The following is a 20725-nucleotide window of genomic DNA, read 5'->3' as shown; positions in this document are numbered from 1 at the left end:
TATTTTAAAAGTCCAAATATAAGGCAATTATGTTGGCTTTTTCAACAGGAAAGCCCTTAATTTTTATTAAATCCTCAACATTCTTAATATCTCCGTTCATACTCCTATAGGTCACAATTTCTTTTGCAAGAGCGTATCTAAAGTAGGAGAATTGCGAAATTTCTTTTAAAGAGGCGTTGTTTATGTCAATTTTATGCACCACAGGCAACGCATATACTTTAAAATGGGAATTGAGATTCGCGATGACTTCAGGAGACAGTCCCCACACGTCATGCATTTGTTCCATAGATACAAATCCTCCAAGACTTTCTTTTAGCTTTATAATTCGCAATGAAATCACTTCTCCTATTCCATATACTTTGACCAGGTCTTCTTGCGTTGCTCCGTTAATATCTAATAAAGATAGTATTTCTTTTTTAGCGAAAGGTTTGTTTTCATATTTAACATAGCCCTTATTTCCTAACTTGCTTTTTACCCAATCCGGAAATTTAAAATAAGGTGCTATGACGTTTAACAAAGAATCAGAGACCTTTGTAACTGCTTGAAATTCTTTAGCAGAGTTCACATATTTATTTTCTTTTCTATATGCTAATAGACGATCAATCTCAGAAACAGACATCCCAAGTTTATATCCTTTATAATCGCTTATAAAATTAGGATTAAACGGATATATCTTAGCACTATATTTTAGATTTGATTCTTTTAAGGCATCTATTTCAGATTGCATCGCTAGCCACTTTTGTTTATTTGGAGAAACTGATTGAGTTTCATTAAAATCAACAAAAAAATAAACTGACTGCAAGACGATTATTATTGCAAACAATATCACAATACCAGTACGCTGTTCTGCGGAAAACGCAAAATAACTCCTTACGCCTCTCAAACACATTTTAAACAAAATAAATGTAAAGGAATTTTGATTATTTTCATCGCTTTTAAAAATTAACTACACCCTGTTTTAAAATCTAAATTTAGAAAATATTTTTCGAAATACACTTCACAATAATAATAATAATAATCTAAATATCAGCACTTAATTACTGTCCAAATAATTCATTAATCAATTAGCTTAAAAAACCAATATAAATAAAAGTATTGCTACAATTTTTTTTCCCTATTAATTTACACAATAACTTTTATTTTTTATAAAATAAATAATACATTTGAGCGCTATTAATACTAAAACTAATAAATATATGTCAATTTGGAAAACAAAACCACTTTCGGTTTTATTAAATGAAGCATCAGAAGATGAAAAAGGATTAAAAAGAACTTTATCTTCACGATCTCTGGTTGCTCTAGGAGTTGGTGCAATTATCGGAGCGGGCTTATTTTCCTTAACTGGAATTGCTGCTGCCGAACATGCTGGACCGGCAGTTACACTTTCATTTGTTTTAGCAGCCATAGGATGTGCCTTTGCAGGATTATGCTATGCTGAATTTGCTTCGATGATACCCGTTGCAGGTAGCGCTTATACGTATTCCTATGCCACTATGGGGGAATTTATGGCTTGGATTATTGGTTGGGATTTAGTTCTTGAATATGCTTTGGGAGCCGCAACCGTTGGGGTCAGCTGGTCGAGATACTTACTAGAATTATTGAATAAATACGGTGTCCATCTAAACCCAAAATTTATATGTTCGCCCTGGGAAACCTTAACATTAGGTGACGGTACCATTATAGATGGCGGCTACATCAATCTACCAGCTATCTTAATAGTATCTGCACTATCATTATTATTAATAAGAGGAACTCAAGAGTCTGCTTCCATAAATAATATATTAGTTGTACTTAAAGTTATTGTTGTAATTATGTTTATTGTTTTAGGCTGGGACTATATAGACCCTGCAAATTACTCCCCATATATTCCTGAAAATACTGGTATTAAAGGTCAATTTGGTTGGTCTGGAATTGCAGCTGGAGCCGGAACAGTCTTCTTTGCCTTCATTGGTTTTGACGCCGTTTCAACTGCCGCACAAGAAGCTAAAAACCCTCAAAAAGGGATGCCAATTGGTATTTTAGGCTCATTAGTTATCTGTACGATATTATATGTGTTGTTTGCACACGTTATGACTGGTCTAGTACCTTATTACAAATTTGTTGGTGATGCAAAACCTGCTGCGACAGCATTTGCAGTAACTGGATATTCTTTCCTTCAAACAGGATTAATTGTCGCTATTTTAGCGGGGTATACTTCTGTAATGCTTGTGATGTTAATGGGACAAAGTCGTGTTTTCTACACTATGAGTAAAGATGGACTTTTACCTCCTTTATTTGGACAAATCCACTCAAAATTCCGTACTCCTTATAAAACGAACCTTTTCTTCATGGTATTCGTTAGTTTATTTGCTGGTTTCGTACCGGTAAGCGATCTAGGACACATGGTAAGTATTGGAACTTTACTTGCTTTTGTATTAGTATGTATTGGTGTGTTAGTAATGCGTAAAAAGATGCCAGATGCTCCTAGGTCTTTCAAAACTCCATTCGTTCCTTACGTACCTATTGCAGGAGTTTTAGTTTGTACTTACTTAATGTACTCTCTACCTTATGAAAGTTGGATTCGATTAGTTCTTTGGATGGCAATTGGTGTCGCTCTGTATTTTGTTTACGGTAAAAAACACAGTAAATTAAATAATCCAGACAAATAGATTTATTCTAATATAAAAAAAGGGATGATAAAGTATTTAAACACTTTATCATCCCTTTTTATTTATAACTATTTCAAGTTTTTTTACAAGTCAAATACAGAAGTTCTCTTCGCACGAATCAAATCCTTTAGCCTAATCCAAAAGGCTAGCGTCAAATAAACTCCAAACCATAATCCTACAGTTACAAACGATATATAAATAAAGAACAGCCTTACGCTTGTTACCCTCATTCCTAAACTATCTGCCAGCCGCGATGATACGTGGAAGCCATACTTTTCAAAAAAATACTTAAGCTTTATTATTCTAGGTACACTTTGTCCCATTGCATTAGTTTTATATTCTATTTTACAAAAGTACACTATTATTTTTTCTCGAAATAAAAGAAGAGAAAAATCATTACGCTTTCATCAACTCCATACCGATAGCACATTCTAAACATTTGCTCTTAGAACAGTACTCGTTCTTTAGCTGTAACATTGCTTGCGTCTCAAAAGCGCTTACTGACTTCACTCCAAAGGACCTAAATTTATCTACAATAGCATTCTTCTCTGGCGCGACTTCATTTAGTAATTGAATCAAATCCTCTGCAATCTCCTCTCCCCTACTTTTAGCATAGGCAAATTGAATTGGCATTAAGGTATTTACAATAATCAAATCTATAAATGACTTTGATAGCATTTTCTTCTTCTTTGCGCTTTCCTTATCAAATTGATAATGGTCCTGCCAATAAGAAGAAACTGAAACCTGAAAAAGATCGTAGATCGCCTTAGCAGAAGTAATCTCGTTTATTTGTGAAAATAGATTTTGGTTACTATGATACAAATTTGCTAATTGCGAGAGTCGTATTGTGGGGAAATTATCGGGGCGATGCTTAAAAAACTGAACGGGATTAGAACTACATTTTTCAATTTGGTATTTATGCAATAAATAATAATACCTAAATTTTAAATCTTTAAAATAATTATCCTCCTTTTCAACGTCTAATAGTCCTGCACTACCAAAGAGTAAACTTTCTAGATTCTCGACCTCAAAACTTTCTTTTCTTATAATTGAAAACGGAATAGAAGTCGCTACTTTTAGAAAGATTTCCCCGTTCGTATTCAGTCCGAAGTTTTTAGCCAACAAACAAAACAATACTGCTTCCCAATCATTATTGGTTTGTTGCAGCAGCTCAAAAATAGGTTTGGACTTTCTTTCTAATCGTTCAAAAAACAAGCGCTCCTGCCAGTTTTTTAGAACAAAGGAAGGTATACTTGCTAACTGCTTTTCGCAGAAAACCCAAGCCTTTGGAGACATCAGTGACTGATAGTTAGCTATGGTATCCCGGTCAACGTATTTCTTAAGCTCCAAAACAGGAATTTCTGTATTATTCTTTCTGTAGATTTCTGTATCGTGTTCCCAAACTACATGTAGAATTACGTTTTCGTATGCCGCATCTCTTTCATGATGATGCACATACCAGTCGGAAGACTTTAAGTGAATCTCGACATTTCCAGCCCACATTTGATCACCTATTGTAATTTGAGCATTGAAAAAATCAGGACCTGCTAATTCCAGATACTGACCCACACTGGCAATAGTAATTGCCTCATTATTTGAAGTTTTCAAATTAATCGTATCAAACTTCTTGAATTTCCAGAGGTAATGGAGAAAATCTTCTTTCATCGTAAGACCTTGTAGTTAAGAGACTAAAGTAATGAAAAAACGAACAACTTGTACTTCCAATTAATTTTTGATAACTATCTTAATAAATACAATTTGGCACAAGCCCGAGCATCTGATAAAGCTTCATGGTGATTCAATTGAATATTCATTGTTCTACAGCAGTCACTAAGTTTTGTTGGCTTCAAACCTTTGGCTTTGTATATTTTCACAGTGCATTCCCAGCGAGCCGATAAATTCAAATCCTCATAACTTAAGCCATGAAGCGCCATAGACTTGGCCAGTACATTCCTGTCAAAGCTTTCATTGTGTGCGACAACGACTCTGTTCTGTAGTCGTTTTTGGATTTCAGGAAATACTTGCGTAAATGACTTTGCATTCACTGTATCCCTTGGATAAATTCCATGTACTTGAATTGTAAAAGGAGAGTACAGATTGTTTGGCGGTTTAATCAAACTAACAAACTCGTCTACTATTACTCCATTTTCTACAGTCACTATACCCACTGAACACGGGTGAAATGCAGTTGCTGTTTCAAAATCTATTGCTGTGAAGGTCATTTTGTTTTATTTATTGTTGCTAAAAAACCACGGATTTAACGAACTTAATTCGTCGATTCCGTGGTCTAATACACTGTAATTATCTGAACTAAAAATTATTTAATAGAACCTATAATGTCATATTTTGTAATAATGTGGTGTCTTCCATTCCCTAAGTCGATCAATACTGCTGCATTTTCTCTAGTAAACAATTTAGAAACTTCTTCAATTGTCGTTCCCAGCTGCACGATAGGGTAAGGATTCCCCATGATCTCACGAATTGGTCTTTCGGCTGAATTTTTATCTTGCACGTAACTTTGGAATAAGTCAGACTCATCCAGAGAACCTACAAACCCAGTAATATCCATTACTGGTATTTGCGAAATTTTATATTTACGCATTCTTTCGATAGCATGCGAAACTAATTCTTCAGTACGGGCCAGAATTAAAGGCTTGTCTATATGGTCTTTGATTACATCTTCTGCTTTTGTAATTTCCTCTTCAAGAAATCCACGCTCGCGCATCCAATCGTCATTAAACATCTTCCCTACGTAACGGCTTCCTGAATCATGAAATAAAACAACAACAACATCTTCTGGTTTGAAATGCTCCTTTAGTTGTAATAATCCTTTTATCGCCGCTCCCGCAGAATTACCAACAAAAATCCCTTCTTCAAGAGCAATTTTTCGCGTGTATACTGCAGCATCTTTATCCGTTACTTTAGTAAATCCATCAATTAAAGAAAAATCTACATTCAATGGTAAAATATCTTCTCCAATTCCTTCTGTTATATAAGAATAAATCTCGTTTTCATCAAAAATCCCTGTTTCATGGTATTTTTTAAATACAGAACCGTAAGTATCAATTCCCCAAATCTTGATATTTGGATTTTTCTCTTTAAGGTATTTTCCAACACCAGAAATTGTTCCTCCCGTACCAACACCAGATACAAAATGAGTAATCTTACCTTCTGTTTGCTCCCAAATTTCAGGTCCCGTTTGCTCGTAATGTGCCAACGCATTCGATGGATTGTCGTATTGATTTACATACCAAGAATTTGGAGTTTCAGCTGCTAACCTTTTAGAAACAGAGTAATAAGAACGGGGATCTGTAGGCTCAACATCAGTAGGACATACTACTACTTTTGCTCCAACAGCACGAAGGATATCCATTTTCTCTTTCGATTGTTTATCAGAGATAACACAAATTAATTTATATCCTTTTATAATAGCTACCAAAGCCAATCCCATTCCTGTATTTCCTGAAGTTCCTTCAATAATAGTTCCTCCTGGTTTTAGTCTACCGTCAGCCTCAGCATCTTGAATCATTTTTACCGCCATTCTGTCTTTTACAGAATTACCGGGATTAAAAGTTTCTACTTTAGCAAGCACTAATGCATCTATTCCTTCAGTGACTTTATTTAACTTCACTAATGGTGTATCACCTATTGTACCTAGTATATTTTCTGCGTATTGCATTTAATTGTAATTTTTAAGATTGTAATTTGTTATAAATACTTTTGCAAAGATAGTATTTTGTTAGAAAACATTCCTGCTTCTGCAAAATTGCGTTCGTCATTACTTCCTGAACTTTTATTCAAATACAATTTCAGTGAATTTAATTTACGCAAGATACTTTACTCAATTATGGTCTAGCCAATGAAAGCAATGTATTCCGAAGAATAAGAAATGCTATAAAACTAAGAGAAAATCAAAATGATTAATTAAAGAAATTCCAAATTAGCCCAAAACGAATCATGAAATCTCGATACGGATTATTAGGAGCGGAGTAGAAATTATTTCCTGTAAGAGAAGAGTTAAAATGCTCTGCTTTTACATAAATCCTGGTTCTTTGAATTCGAGCATTGACAAAAAAGTCTAGGGTTGGATAATTTCCAATTTCTTTTTTATTTTGAATAAAGAACTCGCCAATTACTGGATTATAATCATTGGCAAAATAATTTGTAAAATAATTCAAAGTAACCCCTGTTTGTAAAAACAAGGCTTTTTTGAACAAGTGATTAGTGTAATAAATAGTATTTCTGGTCACAATTTCAGGAACATTTAGGATTGCATCCTGCTGACTCACTTTTTGATATAAAAGGGTATTATCAAGCGCAAATCGACCAAATTTTATTTCTTTACTTGCTTTAATAGAAACATAATTTATAGTATTCCCATATTGATTTGGACTAACAATTTGCTGACTTTCATCTGTGGCAGTGTCTTCAAAATAAAGATGATCATCTAAGGTCATAAACTGTACTGATGCTTCTACCCAAGGAGTCGTTGCATTAGCCGTGATCGAGTTTATTTTTTCATTCTTAAAATTATTAGACCAGTTGTAACTCACATAGCTACTTTGGTATAAATTGTAATTATCATTTGGTAACTTATTCAAGTTTTGATATCCAAAAGAAAATTGGTAATCGTCATTTAACTCATAATTTAATTTAGCCTCTAAATTAGATAAGGATTGATTCGTTACTGATCTTGAATACAAGAATTTCCCATTCCAATTCTTTTTTTGGTACTCGTATTGACCTCCCGCACTATTTATATTTCTACTTAACGACGCTGGAATTGTTTTATCATCCCTTATTAATATTTGACTGTAGTAATAATTACTTCTGAAATCATCAGCAAAAAACTGGAACTTACCCAATGTTGTATTTTCATAGATTAAGCCCAATTTATTATACATTTTGTTATAATGTGTCTGGTCATTAATCCCGCTAGTTACATAAGAATCTCCAAATCTGTAAATCGTTTCAGAGCCTACTGTCGAAGCTATCGTGGGTTGATTGTACTCAAAAAATTTATTCTCATAATTAAATTGATGGCTTACATATAAATTGTTATCTCCTTTTTTAGGATTTATTCTAAGAAAGTGATCTACGAATATTCGTTTCCCTTTTAAAAAGGATTCAGCATCTGTTAGGTATACCTCAAGTCGTTCTCGATTATCATAGTCTGTATTTTCGCTTTCAAAATCAGAAACTGTTGTTATCCCACCATTCTCCTCATTTAAGATATCCTGATAGGTAAAATGTGCGTTGGCAAAATATCTCTTATTTAAGGTATTATAGCTTGTTGTAAATCTAAAGTTTCCTGTACTTGACAACTGATTGATATAATTTCCCTGAGATCGTAAGCCTTTGTACGCTATTGAGAAATTAAGCCTTGGCGAAGTATTAACGGTAAAAAAAGCATCTAAAGACTGGCCTTTTTGCATTACTGATTTAAAATACAATTCAGTAACAGGAGTTGCAACTGAACTATATCTAATCTGGTTTGCTTCTAAGAAATTAAAATGTTTTGCCTTGAAGCCAAACTCTGGATAAGGAGAAAACTCTGTTAGACTATACTGTAACGTATTATAAGTTTGTCCCTCATTAGCGAAAGGCAAGAGTCCAAAAATATCTTTTCTCAAATAATTAAAACTATACTCTCTCTGAATGGTGAGCGAAGTATCAATATAAGTAGTATCGCGCTCTATAGAAATAAAACGGTACATATCCATTGTAGCCACTTTTTCAGTTTTGTTTTCTTTGATAGAGTCTAGTCCCTCCCTACTACTCGTTTTTGAATCAGCCTTAAGTTCTGGTCTTGCTTGCGAATAAACAGATCCTGAAAGAAATATAATATAGATATAAAGAAGAATTCTCATTTAAATAAAGGTATAATTATACTGTTTTTGAATTATGAACAAGTGTGACAAAGGTAAATCATAAAAAGGATAAAAAAATATAGTGCATGACACAATAATGAATAAAATAAAAAACCCCCTCAAATTTAAAAAAAATGAGGGGGTTCAAAATAAATATATTATTGATTATCTATTATCATTAACAGAATCATCAATTAATTCATTAGCATCTATTTCTGCTTGAGGAATTTTAAGATAAAACTTCTTATCATTCTTCGTCAAATTTGCAGATGTTCCTACTCGATGGTTACCTGTTCTTGTAATTGCTCTTTGTAGTCGCTTAGCATCAAACCATTCAACTCCCACTTCAGCATAAAGTTCTTTTCTTCTTTCAACTAAAATTTCATCGATTAAAGCACTTCCTGTATTAGTAGATTTAACAGCATTAACATCTCTATTTTTTTGCAATAAATAAAGTAAGTTATGTGCCTCAGTTTCTTTTCCTGCTATTCTTGCTTTTGCTTCAGCTTCAATTAAGATCATTTCAGGAGTTCTCATAATGGCATTATCACCTGCAAATGTAAAAGTAAATTTACGAGTAATCCAATATCTATAATCATTAAGATCTGTAATAAGAGCACTTTTCTTAACAAAATATGCTCTGACATCAGTCGCAGAAAATAAACTAACAAAATCTCTGTTAATGTATGTAGCCGAGTACGAAGTAGTAAAATGATCAGCCATAGATGCAGGAGCATTCCAATAATAATTAGATTGATCAGTACTTTGTGCACTACCCCAAATCCATTCTACATTAGAAATATCATCAAAACCTGCTCTGTAATTTGCTGCGTTTAAAACTGCAGCAACATTACCTCCATACGCAGCATTTGCCGCGTCGGCAGCACCCTGCCAATTACCCATTACTTGATAAACTTGCGCTAGTATTCCTTGTGCTACATTTTTATTGATATATGACTTTCCTAAACGGTCTGCTGTTAAACCATCAACCGCTTTTGTTAAATCAGAAACAATTAATTTGTAAACTTCATCAACTGTAGACATTGCTTTACCTGACGAAGCCGACTCTGTATAAATTGGTGGAGCTGGAAAAGTTTTATCTAATGAATAAGTAGGACAAAATTCCAAAACTAATTGATGATAAAAGAACCCTCTTAAAGCATATCCATAAGCTGATAATTCTTTTTTATCTGCAACACTTAGACCACTAGCTTCTACCCCTGCAATTAAAGAATTAGCTTGATTAATCATATAAAAGCAGTAATTCCATGTGAAACGTGTTCTTCTATAAGTAGGCTCACGGTTTTGATTTGCATAATCATCTCTAAACCAAGTACTAGATTGAATTATATCATTACCTTTTAAACTTCTAGCATAGAACATTGAATTTAAACCTGCGGAATCCGTAGAATCATACTGCCCTCTAAATCTCCTCATTATACCAGATATAAATGCCTCAACACCTTCTCTAGATCCGTATACAACCTCTGGTGAAACAGTATCTGTAGGTGCAGGTTCATCTAGAAACTCTTCACTACAACTTACAGTCATAAACAAAGCCATAAAAGCTATGAATATTTTTATAATTATATTTTTCATATTTTTTTTTTTTAAAATTCTAAATTAACACCAAAAGAAATAACTCTTTGATTGTATGATCTACTATCAGTAGTACCAGCAAAACTTTGCTCAGGATCAATACCTTTATGAGATTGATAAGTCCATAGATTATCACCTTGCAAGTACAACCTAAGTTTACTTAGATTCATTTTTTCAACCATACCCGATGGGAAAGTATATCCAAAGTTTAAAGCTTTCAATCTTACATAATTATTCTTGAATAAGAATCTACTTGAAGTGGCATTGAAGTCATTATTTGAAGTTAACAACAATGGTGTATCTGTGATATCACCTGGCTTCTGCCAACGATTTTCGATATCTTGATGAGCAGCTCTTCCTGGAGATTCAAATCCTTCCATTAAACTCGCATAAGTACTGTCATAAACGTATGCACCATAACTAAAATTGAACAAAATATTTAAATCTAAATTTTTATATTTAAAGTAATTTGTTAATCCACCTATTGCTTTAGGTAAAGATGACTTGTCAGAATAATTTCTAGAAGCTTCAGTATAAACTTTAGTAGTTTCTTTTTGACCCGTTTTATCTCCATTTGCATCTAGGATGTCTTTATACCACATTCCGTATCCATCAGCTGAATCTACTCCTGCCCATTCTTGAATATAAAATTCATATAATGATCTACCAACTTCCCATCTTTTAGTACCATTGATAAAACTCGCCTGAGTCAATTCAGCAATTTCATTTTTATCCATTGACAAGTTAAGACTAGTAGTCCATGTAAATGTAGGGTTTAGAATGTTTGTTGAATTCAAAGAGAATTCCCATCCATAATTTCTTAATGCTCCTACATTAGTAAGAATTCCAGTATTCCCAGTAGAACCTGCAACTGGTTGATTATAAATTAAGTCGATTGACTTTTTATTGTAGTAATCAACTGAACCTGTAATTCTATTATTAAACAATCCGAAGTCCAACCCTATATCTGTTGAAGCTGTCTTTTCCCATGTTAAATTTCTATCAACTGCACTTCCAAGTACAACTCCTGTATTAGTTAATTCATTGTAACCAGTTTCAAAAGACTGTATGTAAGGAAAGTATGATGGGTTCCCATCAGCATCTTGAGTTTGATTGTTACCTAACTCTCCATAAGATCCTCTTAGTTTTAATTCAGAAATAAAATTACTATCCTTTAAGAAGTTTTCTTCAGATACTAACCAAGATCCCCCAACTGCATAGAAACTACCCCATCTAACATCAGAACTAAATCTAGAAGAACCGTCTCTACGAAATGATCCTTCTAAGAAATATTTCTCTTTGTAATCATAACTTAAACGACCTAAATAACTAGATAGTCTATCTTTTGCAGTATATCCTGAAACAGACGATGGAGTTGTACTTCCATTTAAAACGGCAACCCCTGGTAAAAATCCTTCTCCTTGAGCACCTAAAGCATCAATCTTAAATTGGTAAGCCTCTTGAATCAAATCTGCTCCGAAAGTATGATCTCCGAATGTCTTTTTATAATTCAATGCATTAGTAACATTTACTCCACTAGTAATGTTTCTATTTTGAGTAACTCTACCTTGTACATTTGATGCATATCCTACTTCACTACTTGCATATGTGAATGAATCATATAAGTACTTTTCAAAAGCTATAGTAGTTTTAAATGAAAGACCTTCTGTAATTGCTGCTTCTAAATAAGTATTGGCAGTATAATTATCTCTTTTGTAACCTATATCATACTTAAATAATGAACCATATGCATTTTCATTATCAAACACTGGACGGTTTGCGTTTAACAATTGCCCTGTATTAGCACCGTAATCAAATGACTTTTGCCCATTCCCATCTAACAATAAATCTCCATTTCCATCTCTTCTATAAACTGGATAGATTGATGGCACATTATAAATAAACTGAATAGCACTTTGGTAACTCGTTCCACTTTGAGATGGAAAGTTTTGATCTGACGTTGAATAAAACATTGTCACACCACTCTTCAACCAATCGTTGACTTTAGTATCAATACTAAGTCGAGTATTTAACCTGTCAAATTTAGAAGTAGTTACATTTCCTTCTTGTGAAAGGTAATTTGTAGTAAAATAATACTTAGTATCTTCACTACCAGCAGATATTGCCAATGTATGTTCTGTTCTAACAGCCGAGTTATTTAGCATTAAATCTGCCCAATTTGTATCCCACTTTTTATTAGTAGTAACCAAATTTCCATTAGCATCTACTGGAGTAGCAACTGTATAAGGATTATAACCTAATCTAGGTATCAAACCACTTGATGCATTAGAACCAGCTGTAGTGGCGTTTTGACCGTTGATATACTGATTCGTATTTTTCATAGCTTCCCAGTTCAATCGCATGTATCTATCTGAACCAACCATTTTATGTAATGGAACAGCATTATCAGCAAAACCTATAGTTGAAGTCAACGAAACTTTTGGAGCACTATTAAACTTACCTCTTTTTGTCGTGATAAGAATAACACCATTTGCACCTCTAGACCCATACAACGCAGTTGAAGACGCATCTTTCAACACACTCATCGATTCAATTTGGTCAGAGCTTATCGCATTTAAATTACCATTGAAAGGAGCTCCATCTAATATAATTAATGGAGATGACGAAGCATTTATAGAACCTGTACCACGAATACGTATTGTAGGGCTTTCACCTGGCATTCCACCTGCAGCAATTATATTAACACCCGAAACACTACCTTGCAAAGCTGTCATAACATTTGTCGCTTGTTGCTTTAATAGTACATCACTGTCAATTGTTGCTACTGAACCTACAATGGATTTTGCCGTTTGCTTACCATAAGCTACGATAACTACCTCATCTAATGATTTAGCATTTGATTGCAAAGATACACTCACTCTGTTTGAAGCACCTACTGTAACCGATTTATCATCCATTCCAATAAAAGAAAACACTAGTACATCTCCAGTATTTACTTTTAGAGAATACTTTCCATCAAAGTCAGTTTGGACTCCTCTTGTCGTACCTTTAACAATTACATTCACACCTGGTAATGGTCCTGAGTTATCTGTTACTACCCCCGAAATTGTTTTTTCTTGTGCAAAAGAAAATTGGAAACTTAACACTGTCAAAAGCATTAAAATCCATTTGAATTTTGATCTCATATTTAAATATTTTGAATTAGTTAAGACAAAAATCTTAAATATATCTTAAATAAAAAAATTATTAGTCATAAAATTTAACAATTTCATAAGGTTTACGCGCAAAAAAATGCAAATAAACCTATTTTGTTAAAACATTCTATCGCTGTAAAATCATAGAAACTATGTGTTTATGTAAAATCAGTAGAAAAAAAAGTAATCAAATACAATTCTATATAAAAATTGATGGTGTAGATATATATTTTATTTTCAAATGAATTCAAAGAGACATGAATAATTTTAGAACCCCTACTCTATTTTCAAATCTGCATTTTAGTTATTTATCTAATGATCCTCTTCAAAAACCGTAAACGCAAAATGAAAAATCCAATTTAAATAACTCATAACAATCAACTAACCCTTTTTGTACACACAATTGATTTATATTTTCTAATTTTGCTTAATGCTCCAACTTAATTTTTCAAAACTCATTTTAGAATCCGGAACTGATGAGGCCGGCAGAGGTTGTCTTGCAGGGCCTGTTACCGCCGCCGCCGTAATTCTTCCTGCAAATTTTGAGAATATAATACTAAATGACAGTAAGCAACTATCTGAAAAAGCAAGAGACAAATTACGCCCTATAATTGAGCAACAAGCTATTACCTTTGCGGTAACGCATCTAGAACCTTTAGAAATTGATGACATTAACATTCTAAATGCCTCCATAAAAGCAATGCAGGAATGCGTTTTAAAACTTAATCCACAACCTCAATATATTATTGTAGATGGCAATAGCCCTTTCATTCGAAAAAAAGGCATAAAAAACAGCAGTGGAAAAATTTTCACTCCGGTAGAGCTTACTATTTTGACCTCCATTCCTAGTAGCAGTATTGTAAAAGGAGATGCCAAATTTATGAGTATTGCTGCCGCATCAGTATTAGCTAAAACATATCGAGATGATTATATGAACCGGATTCACGAGGAGTTCCCTATGTACAACTGGAAACAAAATAAAGGGTACCCAACAAAAGAACATCGAGAAGCAATTCGGAAATATGGCGTAACTAAATACCACAGATTAAGTTTTAGATTACTACCCGAACAGCTGAAACTAGACATGTAGCCCTAATCCCATTCCCCTGTGAAGGAGAAGGAGACTTAATGGAATATTGAGAGTTAATAGATTTTAAAAAAATTATTAATTTAAAAAAACTATAGGTTGTTGATTAACTAATTTGGATTGCATACTACACCATTTAAGTCATATAAGTTCTTTTAAGACTAATCTACTTTATATGTTTGGTGCCTTTGTAATTAAGCCATAGATAAAACGTTCACAGACTTATCATATCCTTTTGTCCTTCGTAGCTAGTTTTTAATTTCGCAAGCAAACAATTCTGCGAAATGTTTCAAGATTTTAGCCTTTACTTCTTCCTCGTTTACTTTTTCTACACCGAGTTCAACATTTAATGAGGTTACCGCTTTACCACGAATTCCACATGGAATGATATTGTCAAAATAACCTAAGTCAGCATTGACGTTCAAAGCAAAACCATGCATGGTGACCCAGCGTGAAGCACGAACTCCCATAGCACAAATTTTTCTAGCAAATGGAGTACCTACTCCAAGCCAAACTCCCGTTTCTCCTTCACTTCTACCGCATTCTAAGCCATATTCTTGCAATGTTAAAATAATTGATTCTTCCAGAAAACGCAAGTATTTATGAATGTCAGTAAAGAAATTTTCTAAGTCTATAATAGGATACCCAACAATTTGTCCCGGACCATGATACGTAATATCCCCACCGCGGTTGATCTTGTAGAAAGTGGCACCTTTGTCTTCGAGTTGTTTTTCAGATAAAAGAAGATTACTCAAATCACCACTTTTACCTAATGTATATACATGTGGATGCTCTACAAAAAGAAAATAATTAGGTGTTTCTAACTCTAATTCTTCCCTGCGATTTCTTATTTTTAGGTCTACAATTCCTTTAAACAATTCTTCCTGGTATTCCCAAGTTGCTTTGTAATCTTTATTCCCTAAATCTTGAAGCTGTATTTTTTTTTTCATTTTATTCAAATTCTACTTTAAAGCTTAAATCTATATTGTCTTCTAAATTTTCTATCGGTATTTCCTTAACAAAGTTCTTTTTATCTGCTGATATAACAACTCCTGGCATCGAGACTGTTTTTATTTTTTTAGGAAAATGATATTCAATTGAATATTTACATTCCTTTAAAAAATCACCTAACTTTTTCGAAAATTCATCTTCAGGCTCTTCTTCTTTTTTTGTTTTTAACTTTTCCTTTGTTATCTTGTTTTTTTGCTCGTTTGTTAAAGTGACTGTTTTTATAAAATATTTACCATCATAACTAAAATTGGCATTACTAGTATTCTTATCCTTTGAAGGGGTCATTTTTTTCACAGCTATTTTTTTATCTGAAAGTGATAATAGAGACGCCGCTTTAGTAGGTGACATGATATTGGACAAACTATCTACAGAAGGAAAATCAAACTCCATATCATAGCTAAACTCCTTTGCAATCTCGTCAATTTTCATTCTTACTCTAAAAGCTTCAAGCAACTTGAATTGCGCTTTTTCTACCTCCGACAATTTGGCAATACTGTCTTTCATTGGCGCCATAATTTCCTTGAAAGTAAATGTAGAATCCATTACTTTAGGGACTTTAGTAGAATCTGTTGATTTTCCCATTTTCATTAAAGCCGAAACATCAAAACCATAAGAAAAAGTACCTGATCCATCTTCGTTTAAGACCATTTTCTCTTTAATTGTACAACTTGTACAAACAAAAATCAATAGTAACAATGGATAGAATTTCTTCATCTTTTTTACAAAGATACAAACTCTAGTTGAAACGACTAGTTCGTTACGCTGATTACTCTAGGGTTACTTCAAGATTCGTACTCGCAGGATTTTGTAAGAAATCAATTATGTTGAACTGTAATTCTAATGACTTTTTATCATTACCAATGATGGCGCTGGAGTTTGAAACTGTTTTTATTTTTCGTGGAAAATGGTATTTCATGACATAAGACTGTTCTAACTTAAAGTTAACAAGCCTTGTTTTATAATTTCCAATTTTTTCTTTTTCAGTTTTATAAATCGCCTCATCAGTAATGGTTACGATTCGGTTAAATTTATCCCCGTTCAACGTAAAACGGATATTGTAATAATGCTCCTCGGCAGTTAAAGCGTAATTGTGAACGATATCACTAATGTAATTTTCTGTTTTTGAAAGATCCGCAATATCTTCTATTTTTTTGAAATCTTGAGAAATTGTTGTTCTAAATTCTTTATCAAAAGCACTTTTTTTAAGATGAACTTTTACCTCTTTAAATTTATTAAACAATTCTTGCTCTGCGGCCGTATACTTTATAAAATTACTATTGTATTTATTGATATAGTCTTGAAAAACATAAGTTGTGTCTTGAAAAATGGTTTCTTTTGAATATTCTTCTTTTACAATTTGCATATAGCTATTTTCATTGCGATGACTTTCATATACAATCGTTCCCGAATTATCAGGGTTGACATTTAAAGTTTCAGTAACCTCACAACTAGTAAAAGAGATTAATATCAGTAAAAAAAAAGCGTACTTCATTTCATTTTAGATTTATTGACACTAAATGTACTGTAGTTATAGTTTTCAAAACGATATTTTAACAAAATATTCTTACAAACACATCTTCTCTATAAAACCAACTATTTACTAATTAGCCTTTATCGGACTACCATCGTCCGTTTTATCAATGAGTTATTTTCTTTTTTTTATCGTTTACTTACAAGAGCCTGATATTGAATTTATATCTTCAATTGTAGTCCTAGATGTCAACGTATGCCCAACGAATCCGCTGTAGGTTTTGGGATAAAAAGTACTTCTAAAAACAATGTTTTGAGCTGCGACCTCAGTTTGTTTTAAAATTCCTGAAGTAGTTACTGGACTGATGTATTGCCAAACGATGTTACCACTACTATTTATTTCAGTAAAAATCCCTGCTGGACCATTGCAAAAAAGGACGTTTCCATTAGACAACTGTTGTGCTCCAGAAATATTTTGAGCATAAATACTGTTTGGATTTTCGTAATTGTAATTCCATGATGCTGTAGCGGGTAAAGAAGGCAATGTTTGCGTATAATTATAACCATTCACTGGTGGTTTTATAATTTCTATCGTCGAATAATTACCGCCAGTTCTACCATTTCCATTGTTAAAAATCATAATTTGATTCTCAAATGGAAATCCTGCCTCAATCCAATACGCATTATGTTGTCCAAATAATTGTGTCGTAGTTCCTGTGTTGTATGCCAAGGAATTTCCCCATCGGTAAAGTAAATCTCCACCATTACCAGAGTTTCCCCCAGCATGACTTTTGGCTTGAGCAGTAGTGGTACTGTGATCAATAATCCACACTTCGTTAAAGGAATGCGAACTTACTAAAATTTGGTCTAAGGCAGCGTTGTAGTCTATTGAATTTAGATGTATCCAATCTTGGTTTGTAGCACTAGCATTGTAATTTAGATTAATCAATTTTGATGCTGTAGCAATGGTTCCGTAATTCGGTTTAGACACGTCAAAATCTTGAACTAAATGATCCCATAAATGCCATTCCCAAACAATGCTACCTCCAGAACTTCCCGTAGGTTTTACTTCAATAATTTGTTCGCTCCACACAGTTACGGGAACTAAGTTTGGATTTCGTCCCTGTGCAATTGCTTCTGTATTTGTTTTTGATTCCCAAGCGATAATCAGCACGTTTCCGTTGGGTAATGCTTTTACATCGTGGTGCTGACATTTTAAAGCATCCGAAAGGGTGTAACTCCAAATCACATTTCCGTTCCAATCTATTTTTTCAATAACACCACCTTTTCCACCGGCATTAAAAGTGGTGTTATTGTTGTTTCCAGGCCGCAACAAGCTACCATCTGTCAATAAATAACACGACTGCCCCGGTTTGTAATTGCTAGACCATGTCTTTACTTGCTTACCACATTTATCTATCAAATAAGTTGTGTTGCTGCCTATGGGGGCAAACAAAACATAACCATCGTCTAATGATCCAGCATCATGACGTGTTAAACCAACAGTATTTGAAACTGCCGGAATTACTGGGATTTCAGAAGGATTATCATTTGAAGTGCTACAAGAAATTAGCAAAAAAAAATTCAAAACAGAAGCTATTAAAACTACTATTTTCTTATTGGTTACATTTTTATAGTTCATGGTTTTTAATCTTTAAGTACTTGTTTTTCTTTTTTTAATGTAATAATGTCTTCTATAATCCGATCCATTTCTACGGCCACTGTTCCATTGTAAACTCCACGAATGCGGTGTTTTCCATCTACCAAAATAAAATTTTCTGTATGTAGAAAATCATTTGCTTTTCCGAAATAACCAATAGAATCTCCTGCAAAATATTGTTTTTTAGCTATCGAATAAATAGCTTCCTTATCACCTGTAAGTAAATGCCATTTGCCCGAAACACATCCTTTCTCTTTGGCATATTCTTTCAAAACCGCAACATTATCTTTCTCGGGAGTAACAGAATGCGATAGCAATAAAACTTCTGAGTCGTCAATGAATTTATCTTGTAAAATTTTCATATTATCTATCATTTTCGGACAAATACTGCCGCAACTTGTAAAGATAAAATTGGCAACATAAATTTTGCCCTCCACTGTTTTTTGATTTACTATTTCTCCGTTTTGATTGGTGAATGAAAAATCAGGAATAGTATGAATTTTTGAAAATTCTGGACTATCCGGACTAATCCATTCTGGAGTAAATTCGAAAGAATTAAAAAAGGGTAATCCTTCGTCTTCCTCTTTGTTTTTATCACACGACAAAAACACAAAAATCATTAAAACCAAAACTGTCCATCTATTATTCAACACTCTTTTCATAAGGATTTTTACATAATTTAATTCCGATCAAGCCGTATTTCTTTCCTTTTTTAATCACATAATTGGCGCGAACACTACCGTCTTCAAACCACAAACGTTCACTCCCTTCTTCTTGGCCTTTTTCATAATGGAATCGTTTGAATAATTGACCTGAAAAATACCATTCTTGCACTTCTCCTTGGTATTCATCATTAAAAAATTGATAGGAATACTTTGGTTTTCCATTCTCCCACCAGCCTTTGTGTTGTCCTTCTTTTTTATTCGAAACATACAAACGTTCTTCGGCCAAAACACCATTGGGATACCATTGTTTCTGGACTCCTTCGAGCATACCTTTCAAGTACAATTTCACAAAAGCAGTATCCTTATTGGAATATAAAAGATATTGCTTTCCTGAATATTTTTGGGATTTAAAATATAAAGTATCCTGCTTAAAATGAAAATCAGTATCGTTAACTAATTTAAAAACATAAGGCGTTTTTTGCGCTTGCCTAACCGATTTTTCATCTTGAGTTTTATTACAACTATGAAAAAAAAGTACTGCAAAAGCAATAAAAAAAATAGTATTAAAAAGGGGTGTTTTCAAATTCATTAGATGATTTTACAACAAAAATATTTTCATTAGTTGATTGGTAACAATCAATTAGACTCTAAGCCTCAGCCACTCAGAAAATTTGAAGGTCTGCAACTTTTAATCTTAAAAAAATCTAATTAGATACCGTTCCCGGAGTTCCATAATACCCGTTTCCGTTAATATACGGATCTGAATTTGTTACATGATAATGATAAATCCCGTTAGGATAATCTACCGTTGCTGTAGTATGTCCGTGGTAGACATCAAGACCAGTGACAGCAACACCATTTTCAACAGGACCATATACGGGAAATCCGTCCAGTAAAAATCCCATTAAAGCCTCTTTTCCTTTATTAGTTGTTAAGTAAGTGGGTTCAACATGATAATGATAAATCCCTGTTGCTTGCGGGTGTCCCCAATATTGATCAAAGGAAGTAATCTCATCCGTCAAAGGCTGATTTGGCCCAGCGTACTGATTAAAAAATGGGACTCCGTTTATAGCTACCCCAATAGCTCCTAAAGGTGTTGAAGCATGCGTTGTTGCTACAACAGGGTTCAACGGAATTTTAAATGTAAAAGCTAAATTTAAATTGATGGTATTTGGATTTTTTTTAAAGGTAGTCCCTCCAAAAGTAGTTCCGCTAAAACTTTCGTACTTTGAATTGCTAGTGGCATAGTACACACTTTTATGATCCGGTTGTCCATTGGTTTTAATAGTAACATAAGTCCCGTCAGAGGTTATGCTTGAAGCGCCGTAGACCTTCTTATAAATATCGGGTACTGCTGTCGAAGTTGTCGCAGCTGATGCACTATCATCAGAACTAGTACAAGCAAAAAGTAAAAAAGTTGCTACTAAAGAAGCTGCAAATACGGTTGTTTTTCTCATGTTTATTTTTCTATTTAATTACCCATTGAAATTTCATCATTCAGACTTGTATTAGTTAAGACACATTCAAGTTAAAAAGGTTTAATAATAAAACAGAAAAATT

The 20725-nt window shown here is 33.5% G+C and carries 17 protein-coding genes; 2 read left to right on the top strand and 15 right to left on the bottom strand.

Translation table 11 applies throughout. The features are described from left to right. Positions 1-4: 4 nt before the first annotated feature. Entirely contained in the window at positions 5-889 is an 885-nt protein-coding gene (locus QO200_RS10650; RefSeq protein WP_371539654.1) for a ComEA family DNA-binding protein, read from the bottom strand. Between the two features lie 307 nt (positions 890-1196). Between QO200_RS10650 and QO200_RS10645 the strand changes: the two genes are divergently transcribed. After that, a complete protein-coding gene (locus QO200_RS10645) occupies positions 1197-2648 on the top strand; it encodes an amino acid permease (protein ID WP_091084251.1) in 1452 nt (483 codons plus the stop codon). An 83-nt stretch (positions 2649-2731) separates the two neighbouring features. Here the strand turns inward: QO200_RS10645 and QO200_RS10640 are convergent, their stop codons facing one another. From QO200_RS10640 to QO200_RS10610, 7 genes are all read right to left on the bottom strand, one after another. Next, complete coding sequence (locus QO200_RS10640; protein ID WP_074721373.1) at positions 2732-2971, bottom strand: PspC family transcriptional regulator; 240 nt, start codon at positions 2969-2971, stop codon at positions 2732-2734. 73 nt (positions 2972-3044) lie between these two features. Continuing rightward, positions 3045-4313 carry a DUF2851 family protein gene (locus QO200_RS10635; protein WP_371539652.1) on the bottom strand — a complete coding sequence of 423 codons (1269 nt, stop codon included), beginning with the start codon at positions 4311-4313 and terminating at the stop codon, positions 3045-3047. Positions 4314-4387: 74 nt separating this feature from the next. Then, complete coding sequence (locus QO200_RS10630) at positions 4388-4870, bottom strand: 3'-5' exonuclease (protein ID WP_371539650.1); 483 nt, start codon at positions 4868-4870, stop codon at positions 4388-4390. Between the two features lie 95 nt (positions 4871-4965). Further along, a complete protein-coding gene (locus QO200_RS10625; protein WP_371539647.1) occupies positions 4966-6327 on the bottom strand; it encodes a pyridoxal-phosphate dependent enzyme in 1362 nt (453 codons plus the stop codon). Positions 6328-6568: 241 nt separating this feature from the next. Then, on the bottom strand, positions 6569-8518 hold the full coding sequence (locus QO200_RS10620; protein WP_371539645.1) for a putative porin: 1950 nt from the start codon (positions 8516-8518) through the stop codon (positions 6569-6571). Between the two features lie 165 nt (positions 8519-8683). Then, entirely contained in the window at positions 8684-10117 is a 1434-nt protein-coding gene (locus tag QO200_RS10615; RefSeq protein ID WP_371539642.1) for a RagB/SusD family nutrient uptake outer membrane protein, read from the bottom strand. 11 nt (positions 10118-10128) lie between these two features. Beyond that, positions 10129-13263 carry a SusC/RagA family TonB-linked outer membrane protein gene (locus QO200_RS10610; protein ID WP_371539640.1) on the bottom strand — a complete coding sequence of 1045 codons (3135 nt, stop codon included), beginning with the start codon at positions 13261-13263 and terminating at the stop codon, positions 10129-10131. Between the two features lie 439 nt (positions 13264-13702). On the opposite strand from QO200_RS10610, the gene QO200_RS10605 reads away from it, so the two are divergent. After that, positions 13703-14362 (top strand): ribonuclease HII, encoded by a 660-nt coding sequence (locus QO200_RS10605; RefSeq protein ID WP_371539637.1) that lies wholly within the window; start codon positions 13703-13705, stop codon positions 14360-14362. Positions 14363-14607: 245 nt separating this feature from the next. Here the strand turns inward: QO200_RS10605 and lipB are convergent, their stop codons facing one another. The 7 genes from lipB to QO200_RS10570 all read right to left on the bottom strand — a co-directional run bounded on the left by lipB (position 14608) and on the right by QO200_RS10570 (position 20622). After that, positions 14608-15309, bottom strand: coding sequence for a lipoyl(octanoyl) transferase LipB (gene lipB / locus QO200_RS10600; protein ID WP_371539635.1), 702 nt, complete (start codon positions 15307-15309; stop codon positions 14608-14610). A gap of 1 nt (position 15310) precedes the next feature. Next, positions 15311-16084, bottom strand: a complete 774-nt coding sequence (locus tag QO200_RS10595) for a hypothetical protein (protein WP_371539633.1) — start codon at positions 16082-16084, stop codon at positions 15311-15313. Positions 16085-16136: 52 nt separating this feature from the next. Further along, positions 16137-16862: a hypothetical protein gene (locus QO200_RS10590; RefSeq protein WP_371539630.1), complete on the bottom strand. Its 726-nt coding sequence runs from the start codon at positions 16860-16862 to the stop codon at positions 16137-16139. Between the two features lie 174 nt (positions 16863-17036). Next, positions 17037-18482 carry an aryl-sulfate sulfotransferase gene (locus QO200_RS10585; RefSeq protein WP_371539627.1) on the bottom strand — a complete coding sequence of 482 codons (1446 nt, stop codon included), beginning with the start codon at positions 18480-18482 and terminating at the stop codon, positions 17037-17039. A gap of 5 nt (positions 18483-18487) precedes the next feature. Next, complete coding sequence (locus QO200_RS10580; RefSeq protein WP_371539624.1) at positions 18488-19162, bottom strand: SCO family protein; 675 nt, start codon at positions 19160-19162, stop codon at positions 18488-18490. Next, positions 19143-19754, bottom strand: a complete 612-nt coding sequence (locus tag QO200_RS10575) for a toxin-antitoxin system YwqK family antitoxin (RefSeq protein ID WP_371539621.1) — start codon at positions 19752-19754, stop codon at positions 19143-19145. The genes QO200_RS10580 and QO200_RS10575 overlap by 20 nt, the downstream gene beginning before the upstream one ends. A 115-nt stretch (positions 19755-19869) precedes the next feature. Next, positions 19870-20622 carry a YHYH protein gene (locus QO200_RS10570; RefSeq protein ID WP_371539618.1) on the bottom strand — a complete coding sequence of 251 codons (753 nt, stop codon included), beginning with the start codon at positions 20620-20622 and terminating at the stop codon, positions 19870-19872. Positions 20623-20725 lie beyond the last annotated feature (103 nt).

The organism is Flavobacterium sp. Arc3, assembly GCF_041431375.1.
Taxonomy (GTDB): domain Bacteria; phylum Bacteroidota; class Bacteroidia; order Flavobacteriales; family Flavobacteriaceae; genus Flavobacterium.
This window is presented reverse-complemented; position numbering and strand designations above follow the sequence as displayed.

Bases quoted from the DNA above. Each gene is read 5' to 3' on its own strand.
- QO200_RS10635 (WP_371539652.1), bottom strand. From the start codon at position 4,313: ATGAAAGAAGATTTTCTCCATTACCTCTGGAAATTCAAGAAGTTTGAT.
- QO200_RS10620 (WP_371539645.1), bottom strand. From the start codon at position 8,518: ATGAGAATTCTTCTTTATATCTATATTATATTTCTTTCAGGATCTGTT.
- QO200_RS10585 (WP_371539627.1), bottom strand. From the start codon at position 18,482: ATGAACTATAAAAATGTAACCAATAAGAAAATAGTAGTTTTAATAGCT.
- QO200_RS10650 (WP_371539654.1), bottom strand. From the start codon at position 889: ATGTGTTTGAGAGGCGTAAGGAGTTATTTTGCGTTTTCCGCAGAACAG.
- QO200_RS10575 (WP_371539621.1), bottom strand. From the start codon at position 19,754: ATGAATTTGAAAACACCCCTTTTTAATACTATTTTTTTTATTGCTTTT.
- QO200_RS10610 (WP_371539640.1), bottom strand. From the start codon at position 13,263: ATGAGATCAAAATTCAAATGGATTTTAATGCTTTTGACAGTGTTAAGT.
- QO200_RS10605 (WP_371539637.1), top strand. From the start codon at position 13,703: ATGCTCCAACTTAATTTTTCAAAACTCATTTTAGAATCCGGAACTGAT.
- lipB (WP_371539635.1), bottom strand. From the start codon at position 15,309: ATGAAAAAAAAAATACAGCTTCAAGATTTAGGGAATAAAGATTACAAA.
- QO200_RS10570 (WP_371539618.1), bottom strand. From the start codon at position 20,622: ATGAGAAAAACAACCGTATTTGCAGCTTCTTTAGTAGCAACTTTTTTA.
- QO200_RS10595 (WP_371539633.1), bottom strand. From the start codon at position 16,084: ATGAAGAAATTCTATCCATTGTTACTATTGATTTTTGTTTGTACAAGT.
- QO200_RS10590 (WP_371539630.1), bottom strand. From the start codon at position 16,862: ATGAAGTACGCTTTTTTTTTACTGATATTAATCTCTTTTACTAGTTGT.
- QO200_RS10580 (WP_371539624.1), bottom strand. From the start codon at position 19,162: ATGAAAAGAGTGTTGAATAATAGATGGACAGTTTTGGTTTTAATGATT.
- QO200_RS10645 (WP_091084251.1), top strand. From the start codon at position 1,197: ATGTCAATTTGGAAAACAAAACCACTTTCGGTTTTATTAAATGAAGCA.
- QO200_RS10625 (WP_371539647.1), bottom strand. From the start codon at position 6,327: ATGCAATACGCAGAAAATATACTAGGTACAATAGGTGATACACCATTA.
- QO200_RS10640 (WP_074721373.1), bottom strand. From the start codon at position 2,971: ATGGGACAAAGTGTACCTAGAATAATAAAGCTTAAGTATTTTTTTGAA.
- QO200_RS10615 (WP_371539642.1), bottom strand. From the start codon at position 10,117: ATGAAAAATATAATTATAAAAATATTCATAGCTTTTATGGCTTTGTTT.
- QO200_RS10630 (WP_371539650.1), bottom strand. From the start codon at position 4,870: ATGACCTTCACAGCAATAGATTTTGAAACAGCAACTGCATTTCACCCG.